This is a genomic window from Runella salmonicolor (genome assembly GCF_024158025.1).
Taxonomy (GTDB): Bacteria; Bacteroidota; Bacteroidia; order Cytophagales; family Spirosomataceae; genus Runella; species Runella salmonicolor.
Map to the genome: position 1 here is coordinate 61331 of NZ_JAMZEL010000013.1, position 25305 is coordinate 86635.

Sequence of the window (25305 nt, forward strand, 5' to 3'; positions counted from 1 at the left end):
TTTCGGGCGGAGGCGAACGGTCCATCGATGCGACCCCGCCCCTACGATTATTTGATGCCTTCTTTGGCCAAATCGGCATAGCCTGCCCCTTGGAGGTTATAAATTTCTTTAAAACCTGCTTCTTTCAGGATTTTGGAAGCTTTGGCGCTGCGGCCGCCAGCGGCGCAATACACAAATACGGGCTTGGATTTATCCAACTTCTCGACTTGCTGTTTAAAATCAGCGTCCATGAAATTAACGCATTTGGAGGATTCGATTTTTCCAGCGTTCCATTCGTTGGGGGTGCGTACGTCTAGTAATTGTGCCTTGGGCGTTTCCTTAAACTTTTGAACGAAGGCTTTGGTGTCAAGATTGGTTTGGGCAAAAGCGCCGTTAAGGCAACTTACGGCGACTAGCAAAATGAAAGATAAAAGAAACGATTTCATATCAGAATAAAGTTAAAATGATGGTTTTGAAATATTACCTCAAAAATAGCTCTTTAAAAATAATGAAGACCCCCATCAAGAGAATAAAATAACCAAAAATGGGTTTGAGTCTTTCGCCGCTGATTTTGTGGGCTAGGGAGCTGCCCGTTAAAATTCCCGTGATGGCAATGGTGGAAAAGTAGACCAAGAAGCGCCAGTCAATGAGTTCATGCAATTGATAGTCGCGCCAAAAACCCATAAAAGAATTGGCCGTAATGATTACCAACGAGGTGCCTACGGCTTTTTTCATTGGGAGATTTGCCATCAGAACCAATGCTGGAATAATGAGAAATCCTCCTCCAGCTCCTAAAAGTCCCGTTACGCATCCTGCCAGCATTCCTTTTATAGATAATGAAAACAGATTGTAGGAGATACTTCCTACAGTCTTATCTTCTTCGGTCGTTTCTTCTTGGTCTCTAATCATGAAAAAAGAAGCAACGAGCATGAGTATTGCGAAGAGAAGCAGTAAAAATAGCGATTTGGTGAGTACTAAATCGCCCAGTTGATAAATAACGGGAGGGATAAGTGGGAGGACGAAAGACCGAGTCAGATAAACAGCGGTCAGCGAGGGAATACCAAAGACCAGCGTGGTGGGCCAGTGAATATTGCCAGCACCAGCGCGTACAGTTGCGCCGACTAAACTCGTAATCCCTACAATGAAAAGCGAGTAAGTGGTAGCAATGAGGGTATCAATATAAAATAAATAAACGAGAATGGGCACGGTGAGAATGGAGCCACCACTCCCCACAAGGCCCAGCGACAGTCCCATTAAAAATGCTCCGATGAAGCCTGCAATTTCCATTTGGTAAACGTTGCCCCGAACGACGCACCACAACTTGCGTGTCTTGGGGCCGAACGTTGACTATGTTTCCAAAATTAGAGTAATTTTTCTTCCAAAGCCAGTTTGACGAGTTCGGCGGCGTTGTGAACCTGAAGGCGGCGCATCATGTTGGCGCGGTGATTGTCGACGGTACGAACGCTTAAATCCAGTTGGTCGGCAATTTGGCGACTGCTCATTCCTTCTACCAACAACCGCAATACTTCTCTTTCTTTTTTGGATAAAAGCGTTTTGCGTGACTCGGTCGCTTTTTCAACTTTTTGTACCTGAGATAAATAGCCGCTTACAATCACGCTTGCCACCGATGCGTTGAAGTATTTCTCGCCATTTTTGACGGCATGAAGGGCGGTCAGAATTTCGTCGCGGGTGGCATCTTTGAGCAAATAACCATACGCGCCTGCTTCAACCGACTTGAGGATATAGGCGTCGTCGTTGTGCATTGAGAGGATAATGGGCCGGATATTGGTCCACTGCTTCGTTACTTTTTTAATCAATTCAATGCCCGAGATACCCGGCATTGAGATGTCAACGAGGATAATTTGCGGTTTGAGAAGGGGGATTTTTTCGAGGGCTTCTTCGCCGTTAGAGGCTTCGCCGATGACCTCTACTTCGTCGGTGTTTTCTAAAATAGACCGTAGGCCATTTCTAACAATGGTGTGGTCGTCTACGAGCAGTACTTGGATTTTTTTCATCGTTTGTTGATTATAATTGGGGTATTTGTGCAATGACTTCGGTGCCGCGCCCGATGGCTGAGTTGATTTTCAATACACCATCAAGCAAATGCGCTCGTTCGTGAAGATTGCGTAGTCCATTGGTGGCAGTTGATTTTTTTCGAGCAGCATTAAAACCCTTGCCATTGTCGGTCACCCGCAGGGTTACTTTTTTGTTGCTCAGCGAAACATCCAGACTGATTTGTGTTGCTTCTGAGTGCTTTACGGCATTATTAATGGCTTCCTGCGCAATTCGGTAGAGTCCTATCTCAACATTCCTGTCCAGACGTTTTTCCTTCAAATTGGAAGTAAAAGTCAGCTGAGCGCTTGTATTTCGCGCCGTTGAATCCATCAATTGTTTCAAGGCCAAGTCGATGCCAAAATCATTGAGGACGGTCGGCATCAGGTTGTGGGAGATGGTTCTGACTTCCTGAATCGTTTGGCTGATAACGGTCCGCAAATCTTGCGCATTGCGGAGGTCGCGCGGGCTCCATTCTTTGGTTTCGCCAAAATTTTCAGCAATGAGTTTTAGGCCCGTAAGCATTTGCCCCACCCCGTCGTGCATTTCTTTTGAGAGGCGTTTGCGCTCTTCTTCCTGTCCTTGCAAAAGCGCCGAAGCCCGAATTTTATGCTCTTTGATTTCTTGCTGGTGGCGGAGTTGGGTGGCTTCCAATAGCTGCGCCTGCGTGTCGCGCAGTTGTTGATACGCTTTTTGAAGTTCCCGGTTAGCAATCATCGTGTTTTCGCGTGCATCCATCAATTGAGCGATTGTTTCGCGTAATTTTCCCACCGCTGGGCGGAAAATAAACAACCCCTCCAACAATAGTATAACCAACGTTAAAGCCATCAGCCATAGTTCAATACGACGAAGGCGAGTTACTTTTTCTTTTGCTTCTTTATCGTATTGGAATACGATTTGATTCATTTTGTGTAAAAAAATCAGTTCGTGCGCAAAAATATTACGAACTGATAAGTCGATGCTGGCCGAGTCTCCAGGCTTTTCCATCCACTTCAGTACCGAATGGGCATTTTGTTGAATAGCGCTGAAATGAGGTTCTATATCCACAAACATTGCTCTTACGGTGTCACTATTGACGTAAGTGGCCGAAATATCCCGCAGGTTGCCCGTTTGGAGTTGATCCTGGTGGTCTTCCCAATCGGCCAATACCCGTTTAAACTCTTTCAATTGAGTGCTTTGGTCGGCCAAATCGGGACGTTGGGTAAGGAGCAGGGCGGTTTTGGCAATCAGTTGACTTTGAAAGCGCTGCCGCCCTGCAAAATTGACCAACCAAGAGTCATTCAGGCCGTCTTTAAGGGTGTTTTGGACCAAGATTTGCCCCAATATCGTTAAAAAAGCAACTAACGATAAAGCCGTGATATACAATCGGGTGAACCGTTTGGGAATACGTATGGGCATAATTCATGGTTTTAGACGCCAATAAAAACGAATCCGTCTTCTACTTTGACGGGGTATACATTGATGCAATAGTCTTCGCCTTGCAGGTTGAGGCCTGTTTCGAGCGAAAAGGTTTTTTTATGAAATGGGCACGCTACTTTAGGATGCCCCTGTTGGTCGCCGAGCATCCCTCGGCTCAAAATCATCTGGTGCTTGTGAGGACATTCGTTGTCGGTGGCATACCATTTGTCTAATTGTTTGAAATGGAACACCGCAATTTGCCGGTCATTGTATTTTACACAGGCTCCGCCATTTTCGGGAAACGCTGATATCGGGGCCGCTTTAAACCAAGTTGTATGTTGAGTTGTCATGAGAATTGTCGAATAAATGATGATTAGAAACGTTGTTTTTACCAGTCCGACGGACGTTTTTGGCCTCTCATTTCTACAAATTCAAGGGTTGGGTCGGCTTCTTCCGAATTGACAAAGTGGGTAAAACGCGCCCGTATTTCGGGGGTTTCGACGGCCACTCGCCATTCATCATGGTACGTTTCAATCAAATACTCCATTTCTTTTTCCAGCTCCGCACAAATCCCCAGACTGTCGTTGATAATTACGTCGCGTAGGTACTCCAGCCCGCCTTCTAGTTTGTTAAACCACGTGGCGGTGCGTTGGAGTGGCTCGGCGGTTTTGATATAAAACATCAAAAACCGGTCGATGTACTTGATGCAGGTGTCGTCGTCGAGGTCGCTTGCAAAAAGCACGGCGTGTTGGGGCTTGATGCCTCCGTTGCCGCAGAGGTACAGATTCCAGCCTTTTTCGGTCGCAATAATCCCGAAGTCTTTGCTTTGTGCTTCGGCGCATTCTCGGGTACAACCCGACACCGCACTCTTAAGTTTATGGGGCGCACGAATTCCTTTGTAACGATTCTCGATTCTGACCGCATACCCTACGGCGTCTTGCACGCCAAAACGGCACCACGTATTGCCAACGCAGCTTTTTACGGTGCGCAGGGCTTTGCCGTAGGCGTGCCCACTTTCGAAGCCCACGTCAATCAGTTCTTCCCAAATAAAAGGAAGTTGCTCTACGCGTGCGCCAAATAAATCAACCCGCTGTCCGCCAGTGATTTTGCAATAAAGGTCGTATTTTTTAGCAACGGTTCCGAGGGCAATCAATTGGTCGGCAGTGATTTCGCCTCCAGGCACGCGCGGTACAACCGAATACGTTCCGCCGCGCTGAATGTTGGCTAGATACCGGTCATTGGTGTCCTGAATAACGGCTTGCTTGGCAATCACGTCGTTATAAATACTCGCCAGCATGGAAGCTACTGCGGGCTTACAAACTTCGCAGCCGCAGCCTTTGCCGTGTTTTTCTAGCACTTCATCAAAGGTACGCGTACCCGACATTTTGATGAGGTGATACATTTCCTGGCGCGAGTAGTCAAAATGTTCACACAGTACTTTTTTGACCGTTTTGCCTTGTTTTTTGAGGGTTTCGGTCAATAAATCCGATAGCATCGGAACGCAGCCTCCGCAACCCGTACCTGCTTTGGTACATTTTTTAATGGCCGCTACATCTCCCAGATTCTGCCCTTCAATGGCTTCACAAATGGTGCCTTTTGTAATGTTTTCGCAGGAACAAATGCTTGCGTCGTCGGGTAAGGAAGCTACACCCATGCCTGCACCAACGCTTTCGCCTTTGCGAACGGGCATGACCAAGTCTTCTGGGTTGGGCGGTAAAATCATTTGATTTTTAACCATTTGAAGCAGCATATTATAATTGTCTGCTTCGCCTACCAGAATTCCGCCCAAGAGGTATTTTCCGTCGGTGGTTACGTTGAGGCGTTTGTAAATACCTTTGAGTTTATCTTCTACCACGATGGTGTCGTGGGGTGTATGCTCGCAGAAAGGCTCCCCGAAACTGGCTACGTCGACCCCAATCAATTTAAGTTTGGTCGACATATCAAAGGCGTGAAAGGATTTCACATCTCCTTTTTTGGTAACAGACAGCGTGAGGTTATTGGCTACTACTTCGGCCATTTCGTAGCCAGGCGCTACTAGCCCGTAAATCATTCCTTTGTGCAATGCACATTCGCCGATGGCATAAATATCGGAATCGGTGGTTTGCAGTTCGTCGTTGACCATGATTCCACCCCGGGGGCCAACGCCCAAACCAGCTTGTTTGGCCAGCTCGTCGCGGGGGCGAATACCCGCCGAAACCACCACCATGTCTACCTCCAACGAGGTATTGTCCACAAAGGCAAGCCCTTTTACGTTGGATTCGCCTTCAAAATGCGCCGTATTTTTATTAAGGTGAATTTGAATCCCCAAGGCTTCCATTTTACGTTTGAGCATTCCTGCCCCAGCGGCGTCCAATTGCCGTGGCATGAGGCGCGGAGCAAACTCAATAACGTGCGTTTCGAGGCCGAGGTCGAGGGTGGCTTTGGCGGCTTCTAGCCCCAAAAGCCCGCCTCCGATTACCGCCGCTCGGCCAGCTCCCTGCGCATAACTTATGATGGCATCTAAATCTTCGATGGTGCGATAGACAAAGACACCTTCTTTTTCAACGCCGGGTACGGGGGGGACAAACGCCGAAGAGCCCGTAGCGAGAATGAGTTTGTCATACTCGATTTTTCGCCCAGTGTGGGTCATGACGTAATGCGCTTCGGGGTGGATGTGCAATACGCACTCGCCCGTGAGGAGTTGGATGCCGTTTTCGGCGTACCAACTTGCGGGAGCCATTGTAAGCTCGTCGACCGACGTGCCAGAGAAATAAGCGGAAAGATGAACCCGATCGTACGCTGGCCGAGGTTCTTCGCCGATTACCGTGATAGAAAACGAGCCGCCACCCGCTTTATTCAGCAACTTTTCGCAGAACTTATAGCCTACCATTCCGTTGCCTACTACCACTACCTTTTGAGGTTGTGCCATGAAAATGTTGTTTTGAGAATCCCTAAGTACTCTTTGTTATTTACTGCTTTTTATTAAAATAGTTAAATTAATACTTGTTTTACCTTAAAACTGAAAATTGTTGTTTTTGCAAAAAAGAATAATAAAATAGATATTATTGAATGTTGTTTTTGCAAAAATAGTAGTGTTGTTTAAATTATTACTTAAAAATAATACTTAATTTCTCAAAATTTGCTATTTTTGAATAAATATTTTTTAAAATAGCTACTTAGCAAAATAATATTTCAATAAAGTATTTATAAAGTACAAAAAGCGTTTGTGTAAGCATTAAAAGTAGGTCCAGAAAATACTGAGTAGACAAAGGGTGGCGGCCCTGTTTCTGGAAGTATTCATTTTTTTAAAACGGGATTAACGATGAAACCAAAATTAACACTCGTGGGAGCAGGTCCAGGAGACCCTGAGCTCCTCACTCTCAAAGGACTTAAAGCCATTCAATCGGCAGATGTGGTATTGTACGATGCCCTTGTTTCTACCGAACTTCTCACGTACGCGCCAGCCCACGCCCGTATCGTATTTGTTGGCAAGCGTCGCGGGCGTTGTGAATTTGTCCAGCAAGATTTGAATCAGCTCATTGTAGATTATGCCCTCAACTACGGCCACGTGGTCAGACTCAAAGGCGGTGACTCGTTTGTGTTTGGACGCGGCTATGAAGAGATTGCTTTTGCCCAAGATTTCGGTATTGAAACAACCGTTGTGCCGGGCATTTCAAGCAGTATTGCTGTACCAGCCTTGGCGGGAATTCCGCTGACGTGCCGTGGGGTGAGCGAAAGTTTTTGGGTATTGACCGGAACCACAAAAAATCATACACTTTCTAAAGATGTAGGCAAAGCGGCGCAAAGCTCCGCTACCTTGGTGATTTTGATGGGAATGCAGCATTTGGCACAAATCGTGGCTGAACTTGCTGGGGCTGGCAAAGGCGATACGCCCGTAGCCATCATCCAAAATGGCAGTAATCCCGAAGAAAAAATAGGGTTGGGAACGGTTGATACCATCATTGAAGTCGTTGAAAAAGAGGCATTGGCCAATCCCGCAATTATCGTTATCGGCGAAGTAGTACGACTGCACCCCTCTTATGAAAAAGGTAGAATAGAAGTGCTTTCGGCTTTGGGTTACTAAAAACCCCTCTGTATGAAACGCCTTTTATTATTGCTTACTACCTCTGTGGTTTGTCAGCTTTCGTATGCCCAAGCGGCGCCTGAACTTTGTCAAGGTGCGTATTTTACCGAGCCTCAGGGAAAAGATTTTTTGGGGCAGCACGTTCCTGCGTCCAAACAAGAATGGGAAACCAGAGCGCAACAAATCAGGAATCGTATTTTGGAAGGCAGTGAATTGCAAAAAATGCCTCCGCGCCCTTCCTCAAAGCCGATGATTCACAGTCGGAGAGAAATGGATGGGTATACCATTGAAAATGTGGCATTTGAGAGCATAGATGGGTATTATGTAACGGGTAATCTCTATAAACCACTGAACCAAAAAGGCCCTTTTGCGGCGGTCTTGTGTCCGCATGGGCATACCGCCAAGCCAGATGCGCGTTTTCTGGAACCGATGCAGTTTAGGTGCGCCAATCTGGCCCGCATGGGCGCGGTGGTGTTTGCTTATGATATGATTGGGTACAGCGATTCGCAACTGAGCACGCACAAAATCCCCAAAGCCTTTAAACTTCAGACCATCAACAGCATTCGAGCGTTAGATTTTTTATTGTCACAACCCAATATTGATAAAAACCGGGTAGGGGTAACGGGAGAATCGGGCGGTGGAACGCAGACTTTTATGCTCACGGCGTTGGACCCTCGTATCAAAGTTTCGGTGCCAGTGGTGATGGTGTCGGCGCATTTTTTCGGCGGTTGTGTGTGTGAAAGTGGGATGCCCGTTCATAAAAAAGGGGGCTTTCAAACCAATAACGTAGAAATTGCGGCATTGGCGGCCCCGCGGCCCATGTTGTTGGTGTCGGACGGTGCCGACTGGACCAAAAATAATCCAGAGGTGGAGTATCCACATTTACAAAAAATCTACGGATTATATGGCAAAGAAAATTTGGTTGAAAATGTACACCTGCCCAACGAAAAGCACGACTATGGCCCCTCAAAACGTGCGGCAGCGTATCGTTTTTTAGCCAAGCATTTAAAATTGGACATTTCGAAAGTAACCAAAGCCGACGGTAGCATTGACGAAAGTCACGCCAAACTCCTCGACCGCAAAGACCTTGAAGTGTTTAATGAAGCCCATCCGCGTCCTACCAATGCTGTGGCTAGTGAAGAGGCGGTGATGGCGCTGTTGAAGTAGTACTGCATCGCGGTGTCAGACGGTTTTAAACCGTCCGACACCGCGATTTTCTTATAAACCATTCAGTGCTTGTTTCAAATCTTCAATCAGATAGTCAACTTCTTCCAGACCTATATAAAGCCGTACCAGACGGTGTTCTGGATTTTTGGCATTAAATTCTTCGGGGTGTAGGCCTGCGCATTTGGGCATGATGAGTGATTCGTGGCCACCCCAACTTACTGCTAATAAAAAGTGTTTCAGGGTTTTAGCAAATTTCTCAATTTGGTCATATCGTTCTACTTTGAGCGCAATGGTCACCAAACCACAAGCCCCGGTCATTTGTTTTTTTGCCAATTCATACTGCGGAAAATCAGGGTCGAGTGGAAAATAAACGCGCTCAATGGCGGGGTGATTTTTCAAAAAAGCGACCACTTTTTGGGTACTTTCCGAAATATGTTTCAGCCGAATGGGCAACGTCCGTAAGCCTCTTAATAGCAACCAACCGTTAAACGGAGATACAAATGCACCCGTATTGAGGGCTTCACGGTCAAAAATCTGCTTTATCATGGCTTTACTGCCCGTCAAAACACCCGCTACGGTATCTGAGTGCCCGCCGATGTACTTGGTGGCCGATTGCAGGGATAAATCGATGCCAAAGCGATGCGGTTTTTGGAACAATGGGGAACAGTAACTATTGTCAATGATGGTGACAATGCCCCGCGATTTGGCCAGTTGAGCCACCGCTTCCAAATCTTGCAGGTCAAAAGTCAGGGTATTGGGTGATTCCAAATAAATCACTTTAGTGTTGGGTTGCAGGGCAGCTTCAAAATTTTCAATCAGCGTACCGTCAACGTAAGTGGTCGAAACATTGTACCGGGGCAGAATGTTGTCAAACAATTTCCAGGCCCACGTATAGGGTTTGTGAACGCTTACAATGTGGTCGCCAGCCTGAACATTGGACATTACCGCGCAAAAAATGGCCGACGCGCCGCTGTTTAGGACCAAACAATCTTCAGCTTCGTCTAAGGCGGCTAATTTTTGGCGTAAAATATCGACCGTTGGGTTCACGCCCCGAGAATACAAGTAGGCCGACATTTCATCTTCAAAAGCCGCGCGCAGAGAAGCAAAATCATTAAAAACGAAATTGCTAGTTTGGACAATCGGCGGGCTAACGGCGTTGAAGTACTGCTCGCGGTCTTCGGCAAGCTCGTTGATAATATGAGAATAGTGCATGTAAAGTGAATTTATCGCAGTAACATCCCGATGAAAATGCGAAAATAGAACACTACGTTAATTATTAGTGCTACTGCTGACAGAAATATCCAACCGTAGGAGAGCAATGGCTTTCGGGGTTGGGATTACAAGGGGAGAGATATGACAAAGCGGGTGCCCTTTCCGAGTTGAGAAAAAGCCCTGATACTGCCGTTGTGAAGTTGAATAATTCGTTGGGTAAGGGCCAGCCCGATACCGTGTCCTTTACGAGATTTACTAGAATCACCCCGGTAAAAAGGTTCAAAAATATGGGGTAAATCTTCTTCCGAAATACCGATGCCCCGGTCGGTAAAAGAAATACGTATGGTGTCGGAATGGGCCAGTAATGACACATTAACGCGTTGGTCTTCTGAGTATTTACAGGCATTTGCCATGATGTTTTGAAAAGCCATTTGAAGCAGTGATTTATCGCCCTTGATTTTAAATTCTGTTTCTTCCTCTTGCGACTCATCAAACTCGATTTGAATGTTGTAGTCAGGAAATTGGATGAGCAACGATTCGCGAACCTGCCACAACAAATCATCAATATTTAACGGACGAAAATGCAACTGAAATATGTCATTGTTGATGCGGGCAAGTTCTAGTAGTCCATTGATTAAATCGCGCATTTTCTTTACCTCTTCAATGGCCTCTTTGATGGTTTGTTGGTAGTCTTCGACGGTTCTTTTCTGAAGCAAAGCTACTTCTAATTGCCCCATCATGATAGTGAGTGGGGTGCGTAATTCGTGCGAAGCGTGTGAAACAAAATTGCGCTGTGAGCTAAAAGCTTCCTCCAATCTACTTAGCAAATCATTGAAAGTGGCCACCAATTGCCCCAATTCATCTTTATGACGTCGGGCTTTGAGGCGTTCGTGGATATTACGGGCTGAAATGTTTTTTACCTGTTCAATAATATCCGAAACAGGCCGTAGAGCATCGCTCGCAAAAAGCCATCCTGCCAAAATAACCAGCAGCAAACTAACCGCCCAACCCGTAATAAGAATGTTACGTAACCTTTCCAATTTACTGAATCCATACACATCAATTGCGTACGCAACCACGACCAGCACCTGTTTTCGTTTGTCTACGTACCTGACGCCAATGATTTCTTTTTCGCCATCCCGAAGACTAAAATCAATTCCTTCTCTTGCTTGAGCCAGCAATTGAGGGGTGATGATGTAGGGCTCTTTCCCACTGTCATAAACTACTTTGTTGTTGGAATCATAGACCGTCACTTCCTCTTTGTACATCGTAGTGAGGTCGTTGCGTTCGATGTCGTGTAGAAGTTCTTCGGTGATTCCCCCCACATCCTCAAACAGCCGAACCGTGGTCAAGGCTTTGTCGCGCAAGCGTTTGTTAAATTCTTGCTCTCGAAATTGATTGTATAAATAGTAAACAGACAACGAAAAGGCCAGCATGATGGAAGCAACCAACACCGCAAAGAGAAGCGTGAGGCGCAGCCGAATGTTCATATTCTCATTCCAATGCGGAACGTCCAGTATTCTTTTCATTATTCTTTGAGAATATATCCCATGCCAACGACGGTATGAATCAGCTTATGCGAAAACTCTTTGTCGATTTTTTTACGCAGAAAATTAACGTAAACATCGATGGTATTGGTGCCAGTGTCGAAATGTATATCCCAGACTTTTTCGGCAATATCTACCCGTGAAACCACCCGACCACGGTTGCGCATAAAATATTCTAACAGGCCAAACTCTTTGGCTGTCAGTTCAATACGATGCCCTTCGCGCCGTGCTATTCGCTCATTCAGGTCTAATTCCAAATCGGCGATTTTTAAAACATTGGTTGTGGGTCCGCTTTCTGAATTTCGTTTCTGTAACGCTCGGAGTCGAACAATAAGCTCTTGAAATTCAAAGGGTTTCACCAAATAATCATCTGCACCAGATTCAAAGCCCGCCAGTTTATCATTGAGGGTTCCGAGGGCGGTCAGCATCAGAATTGGAGTACGGATGTTTTCCCTGCGCAACAGAGCGGCCAACTCAAAACCGTTCATTTTAGGAAGATTAACGTCCAAAACAATGACGTCGTAAGGATTTGAAAGGGCTAAACTACTGCCCATTTGTCCGTCAAAAGCTATATCTACTTCCCATGCTTGCTCTTCAAGTCCTTTTTTTATAAACCCCGCCAGTTTTGGCTCGTCTTCAACAACTAAAACTTTCATATACAAACAATTAAGTAAATGGTGGTTTTTCATTCCGACTCCAATTTTAAAGATAAGATTTTTTCACCGAAAGCCTTACGCTGGATTTTAACTGCCTTTTAATATGAACAATATGAAATCACAAAACCCAAACGGTCGGTTAAAAACCGTTAATCATCGGCAACTTATCGTTTTTTGTCTAATGTATTGTTTTGATACAAACTATCGCCTCTATCTTTGAGTGAAATCCGTCATAATTTTACTAAGAAAACTACAAATTTCTCTTGCGTATGTATTTCTCTACCTCTCTTCGTAAGTTGGGAGCCGTTGGTCTAATCGCACTAGGCGCGGCAACCGTTACTTACAGCCAATCGTCACCTCCTGAAGAAAACCGCTTTACCAAAAGCATTTTGACGGAAAAATTGGACGAACCCATGGAAATGACCTTTTTGCCCGATAAGCGGGTGTTGTTCGTGGAGCGAAAAGGAAATTTAAAAGCGTATAATCCCAAAACCAAGGAAGTGAGCGTATTGGCCACGATTCCGGTCAACACAAAATATACCAATCGGCAGGGCCAAGTGCGCGAAGCAGAAGAGGGTTTGATGGGTTTGATTGCCGACCCTAATTTTGCCAAAAACAACTGGATTTATATGTACTATGCCGACCCAACGGATAAAAAGCACGTGCTGGCGCGTTGGGAATTGAAAGGCGATGAATTGGTGGAATCTTCCAAAAAAGTGATGTTGGAGGTCACGACCCAGCGCGAAGAATGCTGCCACACGGGTGGCGGAATGGTGTTTGATAAAGTTGGGAATTTGTACTTAACCACTGGAAACAATACCAGTAACAGTAACTCCGACGGCTATGCCCCCATTGATGAGCGCCCCGAGCAAAGCACATGGGACGACCAGCGCGGCGCGGCCAATACCAACGATTTGCGTGGTAAAATATTGAGAATCAGGCCACAGGCTGACGGAACTTACACGATTCCCGAAGGGAATTTATTCCCCAAAGGTACCCCCAAAACCCGCCCCGAAATTTATACTATGGGTCACCGCAACCCATGGCGCCCGACCATCGACAGCAAAACTGGCTTTTTGTATTGGGGTGAAGTAGGTCCCGACGCCTCGCAGGATTCACCGCGCGGACCACGTGGATATGATGAATTCAACCAAGCGAAAGGTCCCGGCTTTTTTGGGTGGCCTTATTTTATTGGTGATAATAAAGTGTACGCAGACTGGGATTTTGAAACCAATAAACTCAAAGCCGACTCAAAATTTGACCCTGCCAAGCCCATCAACGATTCTCCCAACAATACTGGTTTGCGGGAATTGCCACCTGCTCAAAAAGCATTTGTATGGTATCCCTACGCCAATTCTACGGAGTTTCCGTTGGTAGGAAGTTCGGGGCGGAGCGCTACGGGTGGACCCGTTTTCAGAAAAGCTGATTTCAAAAATGCCCCCCGTCCTTTTCCGGATTATTATGAAGGCAAGTGGCTAATGGTGGAGTTTATGCGCGGCTGGATTATGGCCGTAACGATGGACGAAAACGGCGATTATAAATCTATGGAGCGGTTTATGCCCAGCGAAAACTTTAGCAGTGCCATCGACATAGATTTCAGCCCCGACGGAGATTTGTACGTGTTGGAATATGGAAGTGCGTGGTTTAGAGGGAATGACAATGCACGCTTAGTAAAAATTGAATACAACGCAGGCAATCGTACCCCGATGGTAGAAGCAACCGCCGACAAAAAGGCGGGTTCGGTGCCTTTCAAAGTGGCGTTTTCGTCGGAAGGAACGCAGGATTTTGACCGTGATGTGTTGAAATATGAGTGGAAAATTACCTCCAAAGCGGGTGTTTTTAAAACGCTTACGCAACCCAATCCAGTGGTAACATTCGACAAACCGGGTACCTACAAAGCTACTTTGACGGTAACTGACCCTAAAGGAGCCAAAAACAGCCGTACGCTAGAAATCAAGGCGGGCAACGAAGCCCCCGAAGTGGCATTGGAAGTAACCAAAGGCAATAAATCTTTCTTTTTTCCCAACGAAAGTATTGAGTATAAAGTAAAGGTAAGCGATAAAGAGGATGGTAGTTTGGAAAATGGAAAAATCATTCCCACTCAGGTAGCGGTCAATATCGACTACATGCCCGATACGTTTGACCCCATCGAAATTGCCTCCAACTACCGGGGCACCGATGCCTCGGCGCGCTTCTCGACGGGCTACAAACTCATAAGTGCCAGCGATTGTAAATCCTGCCACATTGTTGATAAAAAATCTGTGGGCCCCAGCTACAAAGACATTGCACAGAAATACAAAGGTGATGCCGCTGCTCCTGAAAAATTAGCCAATAAAATCATTGCTGGCGGTGGGGGAGTATGGGGAGACCACGCCATGAGCGCCCACCCACAAATTTCTAAAAACGATGCCGCAACGATGGTTAAATACATCATGAGCCTAGGCGAAAAACCATTGCAGGCTAAGTCGTTGCCAACCGCAGGTGCTTATACTACCAAAGTACCTGAAGGAGAAAACGGGCGCGGAAGCTACGTGTTGCGCGCAGCCTACACCGACCGAGGAACAAAATTGTTGTCGCCGTTGATGTCGGAGAATATTTTGCACTTGCGCAACCCTTCGCTCGACCCCGCCAAAGCAGAGAAGAGCAAAGGAACGCAGTTGTTGATAACACCTTCAAAATCATTCAATTTGATTGGTAATGACTCCTACATTGGATACACCCAATTGGACTTGACAGGTATTAAACAAATCGAAGTGTTGGCCCAAGCTACCACGCGTGTGGGTGCTTCTGGTGGTGTGGTAGAAATTCGTTTGGGCTCTCCAACGGGTAAATTAATCGGAAAAACATCGCCCGTAGAAGTCAAAGACCCCTCTTTTGGACCACCACCAGCGGCGCCTGCCGCAGGAACGCCTGCCGCAGGAACGCCTGCCGCAAATGCACAACGTACGCAGGGGCAGGCGGCCACTGACCCAGCCGCAAGAGCTCGGCGCGGGGCTCAGCAGGCCGTGGCCAAAATTGAAGCCACAGAGGGCGTGCACGATGTGTATTTTGTGTTCAAAAATCCCAATGCACAGCCGAATCAAATCGTCATGTCGGTGGTTTCGATTCAGTTTCAAAATACAATTACTAACCTATAAAAGTGCCGCTAGAAAGTCGTCGGGCGTACTGTCCGGCGACTGACTTTCTGGTTTATCAATTCAGGATTATTACCTCGAACAACTATGCAAAATCGCAGAACTTTCCTTAAAAATACCAGTGCTTTGGCATTGGGAAGCTTGGCCGTACCCGCGTTGGCGAAAAATCTTTTGGCCCCAGAAGCATTACCGCGCCCGGGTTTGCAGCTGTTTACGCTGTTCAGAGCCATGTCTGACGATGCCAAAGGCTCGTTAGAAAAAGTAGCGGGTATTGGTTATAAAGAAATCGAATCTGCTTTCAGCATGAAAGACGGGTATTATGGCTATTCGCCCAAAGAATTTAAAAAGATAGTGGAAGATTTGGGAATGACTTGGCGCGCCCACCACGTAGGAGGTGCTCCTTTTCGTCCGCGACCCGCTCAGGCAGGTGCCCCCGCAGGAGGTGGCGCGGCTGCGGCAGGTGCGCCACCGCGCCAAATGCCAGCTAATATGCCCAAACGACTGAATTTGTTGGAAAATTACCAACAATTGGTAGATGAAGCCGCCGAAGGAGGGTTGAGTTATTTGGTGTGCGCATCTACGCCCGTGGGGACGTTGGATGAAATCAAAAAATCTATTGAAGTATTTGTCAAAACGGGTGAAGCCTGCAAAAAAGCGGGTATCGGTTTTGCGTATCACAATCACGCCACCGAGTTTGACAAAGTAGAAGGCCAAACGCCCTATGATTTGATTTTGTCGCAAACCAGCCCTGACCTTGTAACGATGGAAATGGACATGGCGTGGGTAGTAAAAGCGGGCCTTGATCCCGTAGAATTGTTCAAACAGCAGCCCGGTCGTTTTCCACTTTGGCACATCAAAGACATTGATAAAGAACTTAAAAAGCCCGTAGAGGTTGGAACTGGGGTCGTAGACTTCAAAAAGATTTTTGCAGGGGCCAAAAATGCAGGCCTGAAATACTACTTTGTGGAGCAAGACATGGCGGCAAGCCCCTTTGAAAGTATCGCGACGAGTTTTGCCAACTTGCAAAAATTAACTGCGTAATTGTCTCAATTTGAAACACTTTCGTTGGATTTGAGTTTCTTATTTATTGGAGTTGTCGTAAGTTACACAACGCGTAAACCATAAAATCAATACTGGTATGAAAAAGATGTTTTTGTCTGTTGCAGCGGCCCTATCGGTAGCAGTACTGGTTGCCTACACCAACCGCACCGCAAGTGTTTTGAGTGGATTTGAGACGGGGACACCCGAGGTAAAGTCGATGAATGCGCTTGCTTTTGGACCTGAAGGGGTCTTGTTTATTGGTGATTCTAAAAGTGCTTCGGTGTTTGCGGTTGATACAAAGGATGCCGAAAACGTGGCCAATGCCAAACCCGTTGACATAAAAAACATCGACCAAAAAATTGCCGCTTTGCTGGGTACCGAAGCCAAAAATATCACCATTCAGGATTTGGCGGTCAATCCCATTTCCAAGAAGGTATATTGCGCCGTGCAAGCTGCCAACGGAACACCCGTATTGTTTAAAATAGACGGCGAAAACATTCAGCCCGTGAGCCTGAAAGACGTCAAGTTTGCCTTGGTGTCGCTCAATAATGCGCCTGCCGAAGACGCCAAAGACCAACGAGGCCGGCCGCTGCGGGTTTGGGCTATTTCAGACCTCAATTATGCCGATGGAAAAGTGATGGTGAGCGGATTGTCTAATCAGGAGTTTGGCTCTACTTTCCGCAGTATTCCTTTTCCATTTACCAACAAACAAGAGCAATCTTCGTTAGAAATCTATCATGCCGCCCACGGGCAATACGAAACCAACTCGCCCATCAAGACCTTTACAACGGCAGAATTGAATGGTAAAAAGTTTCTGGTAGCAAGCTACACCTGTACCCCACTTGTTCTTTTTCCGATTGATGACTTAAAGCCAGGTACGCACGTAAAAGGCCGTACCGTCGGTGAATTTGGCGCGGGAAACAGCCCGTTGGACATCATCACGATGAAAAAAGGCAACGATTTGTTCCTGATTATGGCCAATTCTGACCGGCCGGTGATGAAAATTAAGTACAAAGATATCGAAACTTACGAAGGCTCATTGACCGAACCCATCAAGGAAAATTACAGCACGGCTGGCGTGCCCTACGTTTCGTTTCCGATGGTGAATGTGCTCCAACTTGACAAACTGGACGATACTCAATTTGTGTTTTTGCAACGGAGAGCCAACGGAGACCTTGACATCCGAACTTCCAATAACCGATCATTATGAGAAAAAGAGTACGAATCAGTTGGCCCAGCCAACTGATTCTTTTTTCTTTGTTTCTGTTGGTTCGTTGTGCGGGAAGTCAGGATACGTTACAAAAAAACATCGTAATTCGGTGGAAAAATAATCAGGCAATGGGGCTGTCGATGGCGTTAGGCCAATTCGAAGCTCACTCTAAAGAAACGCTGCCCGAATTGCTGAAAGTACAACTGGCCAACTCCAAAACGGCGATTTTAGGCGATTATTCGATACTGAGAGATTCAGTGATTTTTGAGCCTCTTATCCCTTTTACCCCTGGTTTGCAGTATGAAGTGTTACTGGAAAACCGTCTAGTGGGTGAAATTGATATTCCGCAGGCAGTGCCTTCCACCACCCTGATTGGAATTTACCCTTCCCAAGATACGCTTCCTGAAAACCTCCTTAAATTCTACTTCGTTTTTTCTCGCCCCATGCGGGAAGGCCGTTCTTTAGCGTATGTTTCTCTGCTTAATGCCAAAGGAGACACATTGCCCGGCACGTTTCTGAATTTACAGCCAGAATTATGGAACGCTGAAAAAACTGTTTTGACACTGTGGCTAGACCCGGGCAGAATCAAGCGCGATTTGCAACCCAATAAATCGCTAGGAGCGCCTCTCACGAAAGGGAATCATTATACGTTAGTTGTTTCAGAGCGTTGGCCAGATGAATTAGGGGCTGGGCTGACACAATCATATACCAAACGTTTTGTGGCGGCAACACGTGATATGACCTCACCCGACGTCAAGTCTTGGACGATTAAAATTCCCTCGAAAGGCACTACCCAAGCCCTTGAAATCCATGTCAAAGAAGCACTGGATTATGTTTTATTACAAAATACGATTCGGATAATTGACGCTCGGGGCAAGATTATAAACGGAGTCATTCAGATCAGTAACAAAGAGCACCTTGTAGACTTTATTCCAGCATCGCCTTGGTTGGCAGGTGCTTATAAAGTGCTGGTGGAGTCGAGGTTGGAAGATTTGGCGGGGAATAATTTAAACCGTCTGTTTGACCGTGACATAACCGATAGGCGCACAAAACCTTCACAACAAACGGTTTTTGAACTGAATTATCGGATTGACTAAACTCCTTTTTTAGGTTGTTTTTTTGATTCGATAAATGTAGGGGGGCTTGTGGGCTTTTCCCGAAAATTTCTTCTCAACCCGCTCCAATATCTCCATGCTGAGCATTTTTCGCTGAAAATTGGCCCGAAGGAGCTTTTTATCTAAAATTGTCTCGTACAAACTTTGAAGCTCATTCATCGTGAATGTTTCGGACAGTAGATTGAAACCGACCAATTTATAATCTAACATCAAACGGAGAGTGCTAAGGGCCTTTTCGACGATTCGGTTGTGGTCAAGAATCAGCGTCGGAATCTGATGAATATCGTGCCAGCCACCTATATCTGAAAAAATATCGGGCGTTGGTATTACTTTCGAGAAGTCTACCAAGGCGTAATAGCCAATGGAAATAAAACGTTGCAAGAGCCAATGATTGGTTTCCAGTTCAAATCCGTGGGAAGACATGGTGGCTTTGTGTACATCCCAGTTGCCACGATTTTGTTCTCCGAAGGTATGAAACTGTTCAAGATAAATGTCTTTTACGCCTGTTCGTTCCCACAGAATCCGGGTGGCGGCTTCGTCGGCACTTTCTTCCTTAAATACAAACCCCCCCGGTAAAGCAAAGGCTTTCGTATGCTTAAACTCCAATAATAAGACTTTGAGTTGACGTTCATGAAACCCAAAAATCACACAATCAACCGAGACACTCGGAAGGTATTCTGGGCCAGCTTCCAAAAAAGTTTTAATGTTTTGGCTAGGGGTCATAAAATAAAAATTTTGCACAAAAAAAAGAAAAAGTTTGGAATATCGTTGTTGTCCCGATAAGTTTGTATCAAAATGATTCAATCGACCATGAAAAACCTATTTATTCTTCACTTTTTTGACATATCGCTTCAGGATTCAGTAAAGAAGGAGTAGTTGAGTGAGTCGATGTGTAGCATTTTCAAGAAGGGGTCAAGTCAATCACAAAGGACACACTCACAGTTCGCTTATTTCAATGCTATCGTTGTTTGTTATTTCAGTTGTAAGGTACGTATCCATTATTAGATATACGTATTCATTATTAAATATAAACCTTTGCGTATATACGTTAGCTCAATTTTTGCACATGTTTTTTAGTAATAATAAATAAGACTTTTAAATTAAAAAATAGGCTTAATTTGTTTGAAATGAGAAATAACTATACTTTTACAAGTAAAATTGCAATTAATAATCCTTTTTAGGATTGATTTTGATTGCCCTTTTTCCTCAGCATTTTTACTGAACAATTACGAAAGCTGAGCGTCAAAAGTGCTAATATTTTAAACTGAATTCTTTGAATATTAAGGTAGTAGCGCAGGTTATATTTAGCAATACTATCCAAAAATACACTGCCGATAAGTCAGTGTCTCCACACCCACCCGATAAAAAGTGACTCGTGATAGTAACCACTTAGAAGGTTATTTCACTAATCAACAAGTCTTCCTATTGGCAAAATTGCTGGCTAGGAAGCAACAAAGCGTAAATCCATTCCTCTGTTCGTTAGAGAATAATAATTGTTTTCAGTCATCTATTTAGCGTCAGCAATAGAGGGCTGTTGAGGAAGTCGAAAGTGCTTTTTGAATTTGTATTTTTTTTATTTTTAATTGTTCATTTTTAACCTATCAGTTTTTATTTATGAAACCAAAGTTCTATTATCCGCTGATGTGTGCGGTGGCATGGATGTTTATTCTATTCCTTGCACCCAGTTCGGCACATGCACAAGACCGGAAAGTGACGGGCAAGGTCGTTGCTAACGATGGGCCTGTTCCCGGAGCAACCATTTTATTGAAAGGCAGCAATGTAGGTACTTCCGCTGATGCCAATGGGGCATTTACCATTAATGTGAGCGGGGCAAATCCTGTGTTGGTGATTTCGGCCATCGGTTACAAGCCACAAGAAGTAACGGTAGGCAATCAGAGCGTTGTAAATGTAAAAATTGAAGACGATGTGAATGCCTTAACGGAAGTAATCGTAACGGGTTACTCCATCGACAGCCGCCGTGAGACGACGGGGGCGGTTTCGACGGTAAAAGCAAAAGACCTGACCGTGCGCCCATCGGGTAACGTTGAGCAGCAGTTACAGGGTCGTGTAGCTGGTTTGACGGTGATTACCAACGGACAGCCAGGGACTGCCAGCCAAGTACGCGTACGCGGGTTTGGTGCTTTTGGTGGTAACGAGCCTTTGTACGTAGTAGACGGAGTACCTGTAGGTTCAACTGACTTTTTGGCTCCAGATGACATCGAGACAACAACGGTGTTGAAAGATGCTGCCGCCGCTTCTATCTACGGTGCGCGTGCTGCCAACGGGGTAATTGTATATACTACCAAAAAAGGTTCAAAAGGAGCAAAGAAGCTGAACATCAGCTATGATGGTATGTACGGTGTAACGCTTGCTGGTGAAGGCCAGAAGATGATGAATCCAACTGATTTTGCTACTTGGACTTGGAATGCCAAGAGAAACTCAAACGAAGCTTTCGGGCACCCTCAGTTTGGCTCAGGTTCTACGCCTGTCATTCCTGATTACCTCACAGTAGGTGGTCGTTCAGGGGTTGTAGGTACTGTTGATTTGGCTGCTGAAAAAGCCAAATACAACGTTGACCCTACCGCTGGTTCGATCTATCAGGTAGTAAAAGCTAACAAAGAGGGTACTGATTGGTATAAAGCCATTACGCGCAATGCGGCCCTTCAGCGTCATTCACTTGGATTCTCAGGTGGCGGTGAAAACAGCCGCTTCTACATCGGTTTCGGTGCTCAGAATCAACAAGGTATTTTAAAAGGAAACGATTTTACACGTTATACTTTCCGTGCCAACAGCGAGTTTAACGTGTTGAAAAATGTACGTATCGGCCAGAACCTTCAATTTACCTACCGTTCGATTCTAGGCCAATCAGGTGGTGCTGGTGGAAACGGGGTTGCTGCTGACGAAAATGACATCTTGAGTGCTTTCCGTATGCCCTCTATCATTCCAATTTATGACGAGTTTGGTGGTTATGCAGGTACGGCCGCAAAAGGATTCAACAACCCCCGTAACCCAGTTGCTAGCCGCGACGGATTGGCTAACAACCGTAGTTTTAACGCCAATGGTTTCGGAAACATTTATGCCGAGTGGGATCCAATCCCAGGTTTGACTTTGCGTAGTAGCCTTGGTGGACAGTACAACAACTTCTACAACTGGGGTTATAGCCGTTTGCAATACGAAAACTCTGAAAACAACTCGGCGTTCGGTTACAACGAAGGCGGTGGCTGGAGCTTTGGTTGGGTATTGACCAACACTGCCACTTACAAAAAGCAATTTGGCAAGCATAACGTAGAGGTGTTGGCTGGTCAAGAAGCCTTGAATACAGGTAAAGGCCGTAACATGAGCGGTAACGGTTTGAATCCATTCTCTACTGACATCAACTACGTGAACCTATCCAACGTAAGTGCCAGCGGAAGAGTCGTAAACAGTAGTCTTTTTTCGGGGGTTAACTTCTATTCTTTATTCGGTCGTGTAAACTACATCTTCAATGATAAATATATCATAACAGGGGTGGTTCGTCGCGACGGTTCTTCACGTTTCGGAGCTAACAATCGTTTCGGGGCATTCCCTGCGTTCTCGGCCGCTTGGCGTATTTCATCTGAGCCTTTCATGAAGCAATTGACATGGGTATCAGATTTGAAAATTCGCGGTGGTTACGGTACAATGGGTAACTCAAACAACGTAGATCCTAACAACCAGTTTAGCTTATACGGTGCCAGCATCGGAAACTCTGCTTACGACATCAACGGTTCTAACTCAAGCACTGCCGAAGGTTACTATCGCACGCGTATCGGTAACCCCGATGCTAAATGGGAAACTTCAATTACCAAAAACATTGGTATCGACGGAACGTTCTTAAACGGTAAATTGGACGTAGTGATTGACTTCTGGCAAAAAGATACCAAAGACTTGTTGTACCAATTGCCAATCACGGCAACTGCTGGACCATTTGCCTCACCTCCATCGGTGAACATCGCTAAAATGGCCAACAAAGGTATTGACATCTTGGTAACCAACCGTGGTCGTATCACTAAAGACCTGTCTTATGACATAACTTTCACTGGTGGTACATTGAGCAACGAAATCGTTTCGGTTGCACCTAACGTAAATTACCTTACCAACGTAAACCCTGGTTTCCGTGGTATCAACCCTATCCGTAACCAAGTAGGTTATTCAATCTCTTCTTTCTACGGTTATAAAGTGATTGGCTTGTTCCAAAACGCCGAAGAAGTGAAAAATGCTCCTACGCAGGATGGTGCTGGCCCAGGTCGTTTCCGTTATGCTGACATAAACGGCGATGGAAGAATCAATGCCGATGATCGTACCTATTTGGGTAGCCCAGTTCCTAAATTTACCGCGGGTATGAGCCTTGGCTTCAAATACAAAGGATGGGAGTTGGAAGCGTATTTGAACGGTTTCTTCGGTAACAAAATCTTCAACGTATCTAAATGGTTTACTGATTTCTATCCTTCATTTGCAGGGGCAGCCATCAGCGAGCGCGTGAAAGATTCATGGACTCCGAGCAATCCTGGTGCTACTACTCCAATCTTCGAAACAGCATCAAACTTCAGTACCAATACCCAGTCTAACTCGTTCTACGTAGAAAACGGTAGCTATGTACGTTTCCAAAACATCACGTTAGGATACAACCTTCCTGCCAGTGCGTTGAGTAAGGCCCGTATCCAGCGCTTGCGCGTGTTTGCGTCTACCAACAACATCTTTACCCTTACTAAATACCAGGGCTTAGATCCGGGTGTAGGTGGTAATGCTGATACTAACTTCGGTATCGACGTAGGTAACTACCCACTCACAAAAGGTTGGACTATTGGTTTGAACCTTGGATTCTAATAATGTTACAATTCTAATTAATTGATAAAAAATGAAAAATTACGCAATAAAAGGATCGATTACCGTCGTATTGCTGGTAGCGCTTTCGGTTGCTTGTAAAGATAGCTTTCTGGAAGTGGCACCAACTGGCTCAGTGGGGAAAGAACAGCTTTCTACTAAGAAAGGATTGGAAGGAGCGTTGATTTCGGTGTACAGTAACCTGAACGGTCGGGCCAACCGTATGGCCAGCGCTACCAACTGGGTATGGGGAAGTATTCGCGGTGGCGATGCCAACAAAGGAACTGACCCAGGTGACTTCAGTGATATCAACCCGATTCAACGCTTTGAAAACCTGTCCACGCAAGGAGTAATCAGAGACAAATACACTGGTACTTACGAAGGTGTGGCCCGTGCCAACGCTGTATTGCAATTGTTGACTACTGCTACTGCGGAAGTAACCGATGCCGACAAAAAACGTATCTCGGCCGAAGCACGTTTTCTACGCGCTCACTACTATTTTGAGCTGAAAAAGACGTTTGGCAATACCCCTTACGTAGATGAAACACTTGACTACGGAACAGGTATTGAGAAAGTTAAAAACGATGTAGATTTGTGGCCAAAAATTGAGGCTGACCTTAAGTACGCCTACGATAACCTACCCGAAACGCAAGCTGCTGTGGGTCGTGCCAACAAATGGGCTGCCGCATCTTACTTAGCTAAAGTGTATCTGTATCAGAAAAAATACGCCGATGCTAAAACTTTGTTTGACTTGGTGATTGCCAATGGTAAAACATCAAACGGCAAAAAATACGGCTTGGTACCTAAGTATGCTGATATTTACAGAGCTTCTAATGATAACAACGAAGAGTCTATCTTTGCGATTCAGAATGCTGCTAACACGGGTTCGGTAAACAACGCTTTCCCTGAGTTTGACTTGAACTATCCGTACAACACAGGCCCTAACGGCCCAGGTAACTGCTGCGGATTCTTCCAGCCAAGCTTTGAGTTGGGTAACTCATTCCGTACCAGCGCTGCAGGTTTGCCTTTGTTGGATGGTTCGTATAATGTAGGCGCTAATCAGGTAAAAACTGATATGGGTGTTGGCGCTAGCGAAACTTTTACGCCAGATGCAGGCAACCTTGACCCCCGTATCGACCACTCTATCGGTCGTCGTGGTATCCCTTATTTGGATTGGCAAGATCACCCAGGTGCTGCTTGGATTCGTAACCAACCTAATGGTGGTCCTTATTCTCCTAAAAAATATACTTACTACAAGTCTGACGTAGGTTCTTTGCAGGATAACAGTACTTGGACGCCTGGCTACACTGCCCTTAACTTCACCATCATTCGTTTTGCGGATGTGTTGTTGATGGCTGCTGAGTGCGAAGTAGAAGTAGGAAGCCTTGAAAAAGCGCGTGACTACGTAAACCAAGTGCGTAAACGTGCTGCCAACCCTGCTGGCTTTGTAACCAAAGCGGGAGCTCCTGCCGCTAAATATGTTATCTCTACGTATGATGCCCCTTGGACCGATAAAGCTGTGGCTCGCGACGCCGTACGCTTTGAGCGTAAATTGGAGCTTTCAGGCGAAGGTTTCCGTTTCTTCGACCTAGTACGTTGGGGTATTGCTGAGAAAGAAATAAATGCCTATTTGGCGTATGATAGCAAATTCCTGCCTGGTACACTGGGTGGTGCTAAATTTACGCCTAACAAGCACGAATTGTTGCCACTTCCACAAGATCAAATTGACTTGTTAGGCAAGGATGTATTGAAGCAAAATCCGGGTTACTAATTGATTAATAGTAAACGATTTTTGTAGGCAGTGCTTACTACTATTATAAAAAAACGGCAAGCCCTACGGCTTGTCGTTTTTTTATAATAGCCACATCATTTGTTGTTACTATTTTTGT

General features: G+C 45.6%; 18 protein-coding genes. 8 read left to right on the forward strand and 10 right to left on the reverse strand.

The genetic code is table 11. From position 1 onward, the window contains the following. Positions 1–47: 47 nt before the first annotated feature. From NCI00_RS23730 to nirB, 6 genes are all read right to left on the reverse strand, one after another. On the reverse strand, positions 48–425 hold the full coding sequence (locus tag NCI00_RS23730) for a rhodanese-like domain-containing protein (RefSeq protein WP_166561059.1): 378 nt from the start codon (positions 423–425) through the stop codon (positions 48–50). Between the two features lie 34 nt (positions 426–459). After that, positions 460–1266 (reverse strand): sulfite exporter TauE/SafE family protein, encoded by an 807-nt coding sequence (locus NCI00_RS23735; RefSeq protein WP_253531907.1) that lies wholly within the window; start codon positions 1264–1266, stop codon positions 460–462. Between the two features lie 74 nt (positions 1267–1340). Then, a complete protein-coding gene (locus tag NCI00_RS23740; RefSeq protein ID WP_114068793.1) occupies positions 1341–1994 on the reverse strand; it encodes a response regulator in 654 nt (217 codons plus the stop codon). 10 nt (positions 1995–2004) lie between these two features. After that, on the reverse strand, positions 2005–3429 hold the full coding sequence (locus NCI00_RS23745) for an ATP-binding protein (protein ID WP_253531908.1): 1425 nt from the start codon (positions 3427–3429) through the stop codon (positions 2005–2007). A gap of 11 nt (positions 3430–3440) precedes the next feature. Further along, the gene (gene nirD / locus NCI00_RS23750) at positions 3441–3779 is read right to left on the reverse strand and encodes a nitrite reductase small subunit NirD (RefSeq protein WP_114460109.1); all 339 of its coding nucleotides are present in this window, start codon (positions 3777–3779) and stop codon (positions 3441–3443) included. 38 nt (positions 3780–3817) lie between these two features. Beyond that, entirely contained in the window at positions 3818–6337 is a 2520-nt protein-coding gene (gene nirB / locus NCI00_RS23755) for a nitrite reductase large subunit NirB (protein ID WP_253531909.1), read from the reverse strand. A 393-nt stretch (positions 6338–6730) separates the two neighbouring features. On the opposite strand from nirB, the gene cobA reads away from it, so the two are divergent. After that, a complete protein-coding gene (gene cobA / locus NCI00_RS23760; RefSeq protein ID WP_253531910.1) occupies positions 6731–7492 on the forward strand; it encodes a uroporphyrinogen-III C-methyltransferase in 762 nt (253 codons plus the stop codon). A gap of 12 nt (positions 7493–7504) precedes the next feature. Next, complete coding sequence (locus tag NCI00_RS23765) at positions 7505–8659, forward strand: alpha/beta hydrolase family protein (RefSeq protein ID WP_253531911.1); 1155 nt, start codon at positions 7505–7507, stop codon at positions 8657–8659. Positions 8660–8710: 51 nt separating this feature from the next. Here the strand turns inward: NCI00_RS23765 and NCI00_RS23770 are convergent, their stop codons facing one another. From NCI00_RS23770 to NCI00_RS23780, 3 genes are all read right to left on the reverse strand, one after another. Continuing rightward, a complete protein-coding gene (locus NCI00_RS23770) occupies positions 8711–9871 on the reverse strand; it encodes a trans-sulfuration enzyme family protein (protein WP_253531912.1) in 1161 nt (386 codons plus the stop codon). 125 nt (positions 9872–9996) lie between these two features. After that, a complete protein-coding gene (locus tag NCI00_RS23775) occupies positions 9997–11400 on the reverse strand; it encodes a sensor histidine kinase (RefSeq protein ID WP_253531913.1) in 1404 nt (467 codons plus the stop codon). Further along, positions 11400–12074, reverse strand: coding sequence for a response regulator (locus tag NCI00_RS23780; protein ID WP_253531915.1), 675 nt, complete (start codon positions 12072–12074; stop codon positions 11400–11402). Before NCI00_RS23780 ends, NCI00_RS23775 begins: the two co-directional genes overlap by 1 nt. 269 nt (positions 12075–12343) lie before the next feature. Here NCI00_RS23780 and NCI00_RS23785 point away from each other — a divergent pair, with 269 nt between their 5' ends. The 4 genes from NCI00_RS23785 (at position 12344) to NCI00_RS23800 (ending at position 18556) form a co-directional block, all read left to right on the forward strand. After that, positions 12344–15211: a PQQ-dependent sugar dehydrogenase gene (locus NCI00_RS23785; protein ID WP_253531917.1), complete on the forward strand. Its 2868-nt coding sequence runs from the start codon at positions 12344–12346 to the stop codon at positions 15209–15211. Between the two features lie 84 nt (positions 15212–15295). Next, positions 15296–16249, forward strand: a complete 954-nt coding sequence (locus NCI00_RS23790) for a sugar phosphate isomerase/epimerase family protein (protein WP_253531919.1) — start codon at positions 15296–15298, stop codon at positions 16247–16249. 97 nt (positions 16250–16346) lie between these two features. Next, positions 16347–17459 carry a hypothetical protein gene (locus NCI00_RS23795; protein ID WP_253531921.1) on the forward strand — a complete coding sequence of 371 codons (1113 nt, stop codon included), beginning with the start codon at positions 16347–16349 and terminating at the stop codon, positions 17457–17459. After that, positions 17456–18556, forward strand: a complete 1101-nt coding sequence (locus tag NCI00_RS23800; protein ID WP_253531923.1) for a hypothetical protein — start codon at positions 17456–17458, stop codon at positions 18554–18556. The genes NCI00_RS23795 and NCI00_RS23800 overlap by 4 nt, the downstream gene beginning before the upstream one ends. A 9-nt stretch (positions 18557–18565) precedes the next feature. On the opposite strand, the gene NCI00_RS23805 is transcribed toward NCI00_RS23800, so the two are convergent. After that, the gene (locus NCI00_RS23805; protein ID WP_253531925.1) at positions 18566–19297 is read right to left on the reverse strand and encodes an NUDIX hydrolase; all 732 of its coding nucleotides are present in this window, start codon (positions 19295–19297) and stop codon (positions 18566–18568) included. Positions 19298–20188: 891 nt separating this feature from the next. Here NCI00_RS23805 and NCI00_RS23810 point away from each other — a divergent pair. Both NCI00_RS23810 and NCI00_RS23815 read left to right on the forward strand, forming a co-directional pair. Further along, a complete protein-coding gene (locus tag NCI00_RS23810) occupies positions 20189–23419 on the forward strand; it encodes a SusC/RagA family TonB-linked outer membrane protein (protein WP_374758859.1) in 3231 nt (1076 codons plus the stop codon). 31 nt (positions 23420–23450) lie between these two features. After that, positions 23451–25187, forward strand: a complete 1737-nt coding sequence (locus tag NCI00_RS23815) for a RagB/SusD family nutrient uptake outer membrane protein (protein ID WP_253531928.1) — start codon at positions 23451–23453, stop codon at positions 25185–25187. Positions 25188–25305 lie beyond the last annotated feature (118 nt).

Excerpts from the sequence above, each read along its gene's own strand:
- NCI00_RS23795 (WP_253531921.1), top strand. The coding sequence starts at position 16,347 with ATGAAAAAGATGTTTTTGTCTGTTGCAGCGGCCCTATCGGTAGCAGTA.
- NCI00_RS23745 (WP_253531908.1), bottom strand. The coding sequence starts at position 3,429 with ATGCCCATACGTATTCCCAAACGGTTCACCCGATTGTATATCACGGCT.
- NCI00_RS23775 (WP_253531913.1), bottom strand. The coding sequence starts at position 11,400 with ATGAAAAGAATACTGGACGTTCCGCATTGGAATGAGAATATGAACATT.
- NCI00_RS23800 (WP_253531923.1), top strand. The coding sequence starts at position 17,456 with ATGAGAAAAAGAGTACGAATCAGTTGGCCCAGCCAACTGATTCTTTTT.
- NCI00_RS23785 (WP_253531917.1), top strand. The coding sequence starts at position 12,344 with ATGTATTTCTCTACCTCTCTTCGTAAGTTGGGAGCCGTTGGTCTAATC.
- NCI00_RS23730 (WP_166561059.1), bottom strand. The coding sequence starts at position 425 with ATGAAATCGTTTCTTTTATCTTTCATTTTGCTAGTCGCCGTAAGTTGC.
- nirB (WP_253531909.1), bottom strand. The coding sequence starts at position 6,337 with ATGGCACAACCTCAAAAGGTAGTGGTAGTAGGCAACGGAATGGTAGGC.
- nirD (WP_114460109.1), bottom strand. The coding sequence starts at position 3,779 with ATGACAACTCAACATACAACTTGGTTTAAAGCGGCCCCGATATCAGCG.
- NCI00_RS23740 (WP_114068793.1), bottom strand. The coding sequence starts at position 1,994 with ATGAAAAAAATCCAAGTACTGCTCGTAGACGACCACACCATTGTTAGA.
- NCI00_RS23765 (WP_253531911.1), top strand. The coding sequence starts at position 7,505 with ATGAAACGCCTTTTATTATTGCTTACTACCTCTGTGGTTTGTCAGCTT.
- NCI00_RS23805 (WP_253531925.1), bottom strand. The coding sequence starts at position 19,297 with ATGACCCCTAGCCAAAACATTAAAACTTTTTTGGAAGCTGGCCCAGAA.
- NCI00_RS23735 (WP_253531907.1), bottom strand. The coding sequence starts at position 1,266 with ATGGAAATTGCAGGCTTCATCGGAGCATTTTTAATGGGACTGTCGCTG.
- NCI00_RS23810 (WP_374758859.1), top strand. The coding sequence starts at position 20,189 with ATGAAACCAAAGTTCTATTATCCGCTGATGTGTGCGGTGGCATGGATG.
- NCI00_RS23770 (WP_253531912.1), bottom strand. The coding sequence starts at position 9,871 with ATGCACTATTCTCATATTATCAACGAGCTTGCCGAAGACCGCGAGCAG.
- NCI00_RS23815 (WP_253531928.1), top strand. The coding sequence starts at position 23,451 with ATGAAAAATTACGCAATAAAAGGATCGATTACCGTCGTATTGCTGGTA.
- NCI00_RS23790 (WP_253531919.1), top strand. The coding sequence starts at position 15,296 with ATGCAAAATCGCAGAACTTTCCTTAAAAATACCAGTGCTTTGGCATTG.
- cobA (WP_253531910.1), top strand. The coding sequence starts at position 6,731 with ATGAAACCAAAATTAACACTCGTGGGAGCAGGTCCAGGAGACCCTGAG.
- NCI00_RS23780 (WP_253531915.1), bottom strand. The coding sequence starts at position 12,074 with ATGAAAGTTTTAGTTGTTGAAGACGAGCCAAAACTGGCGGGGTTTATA.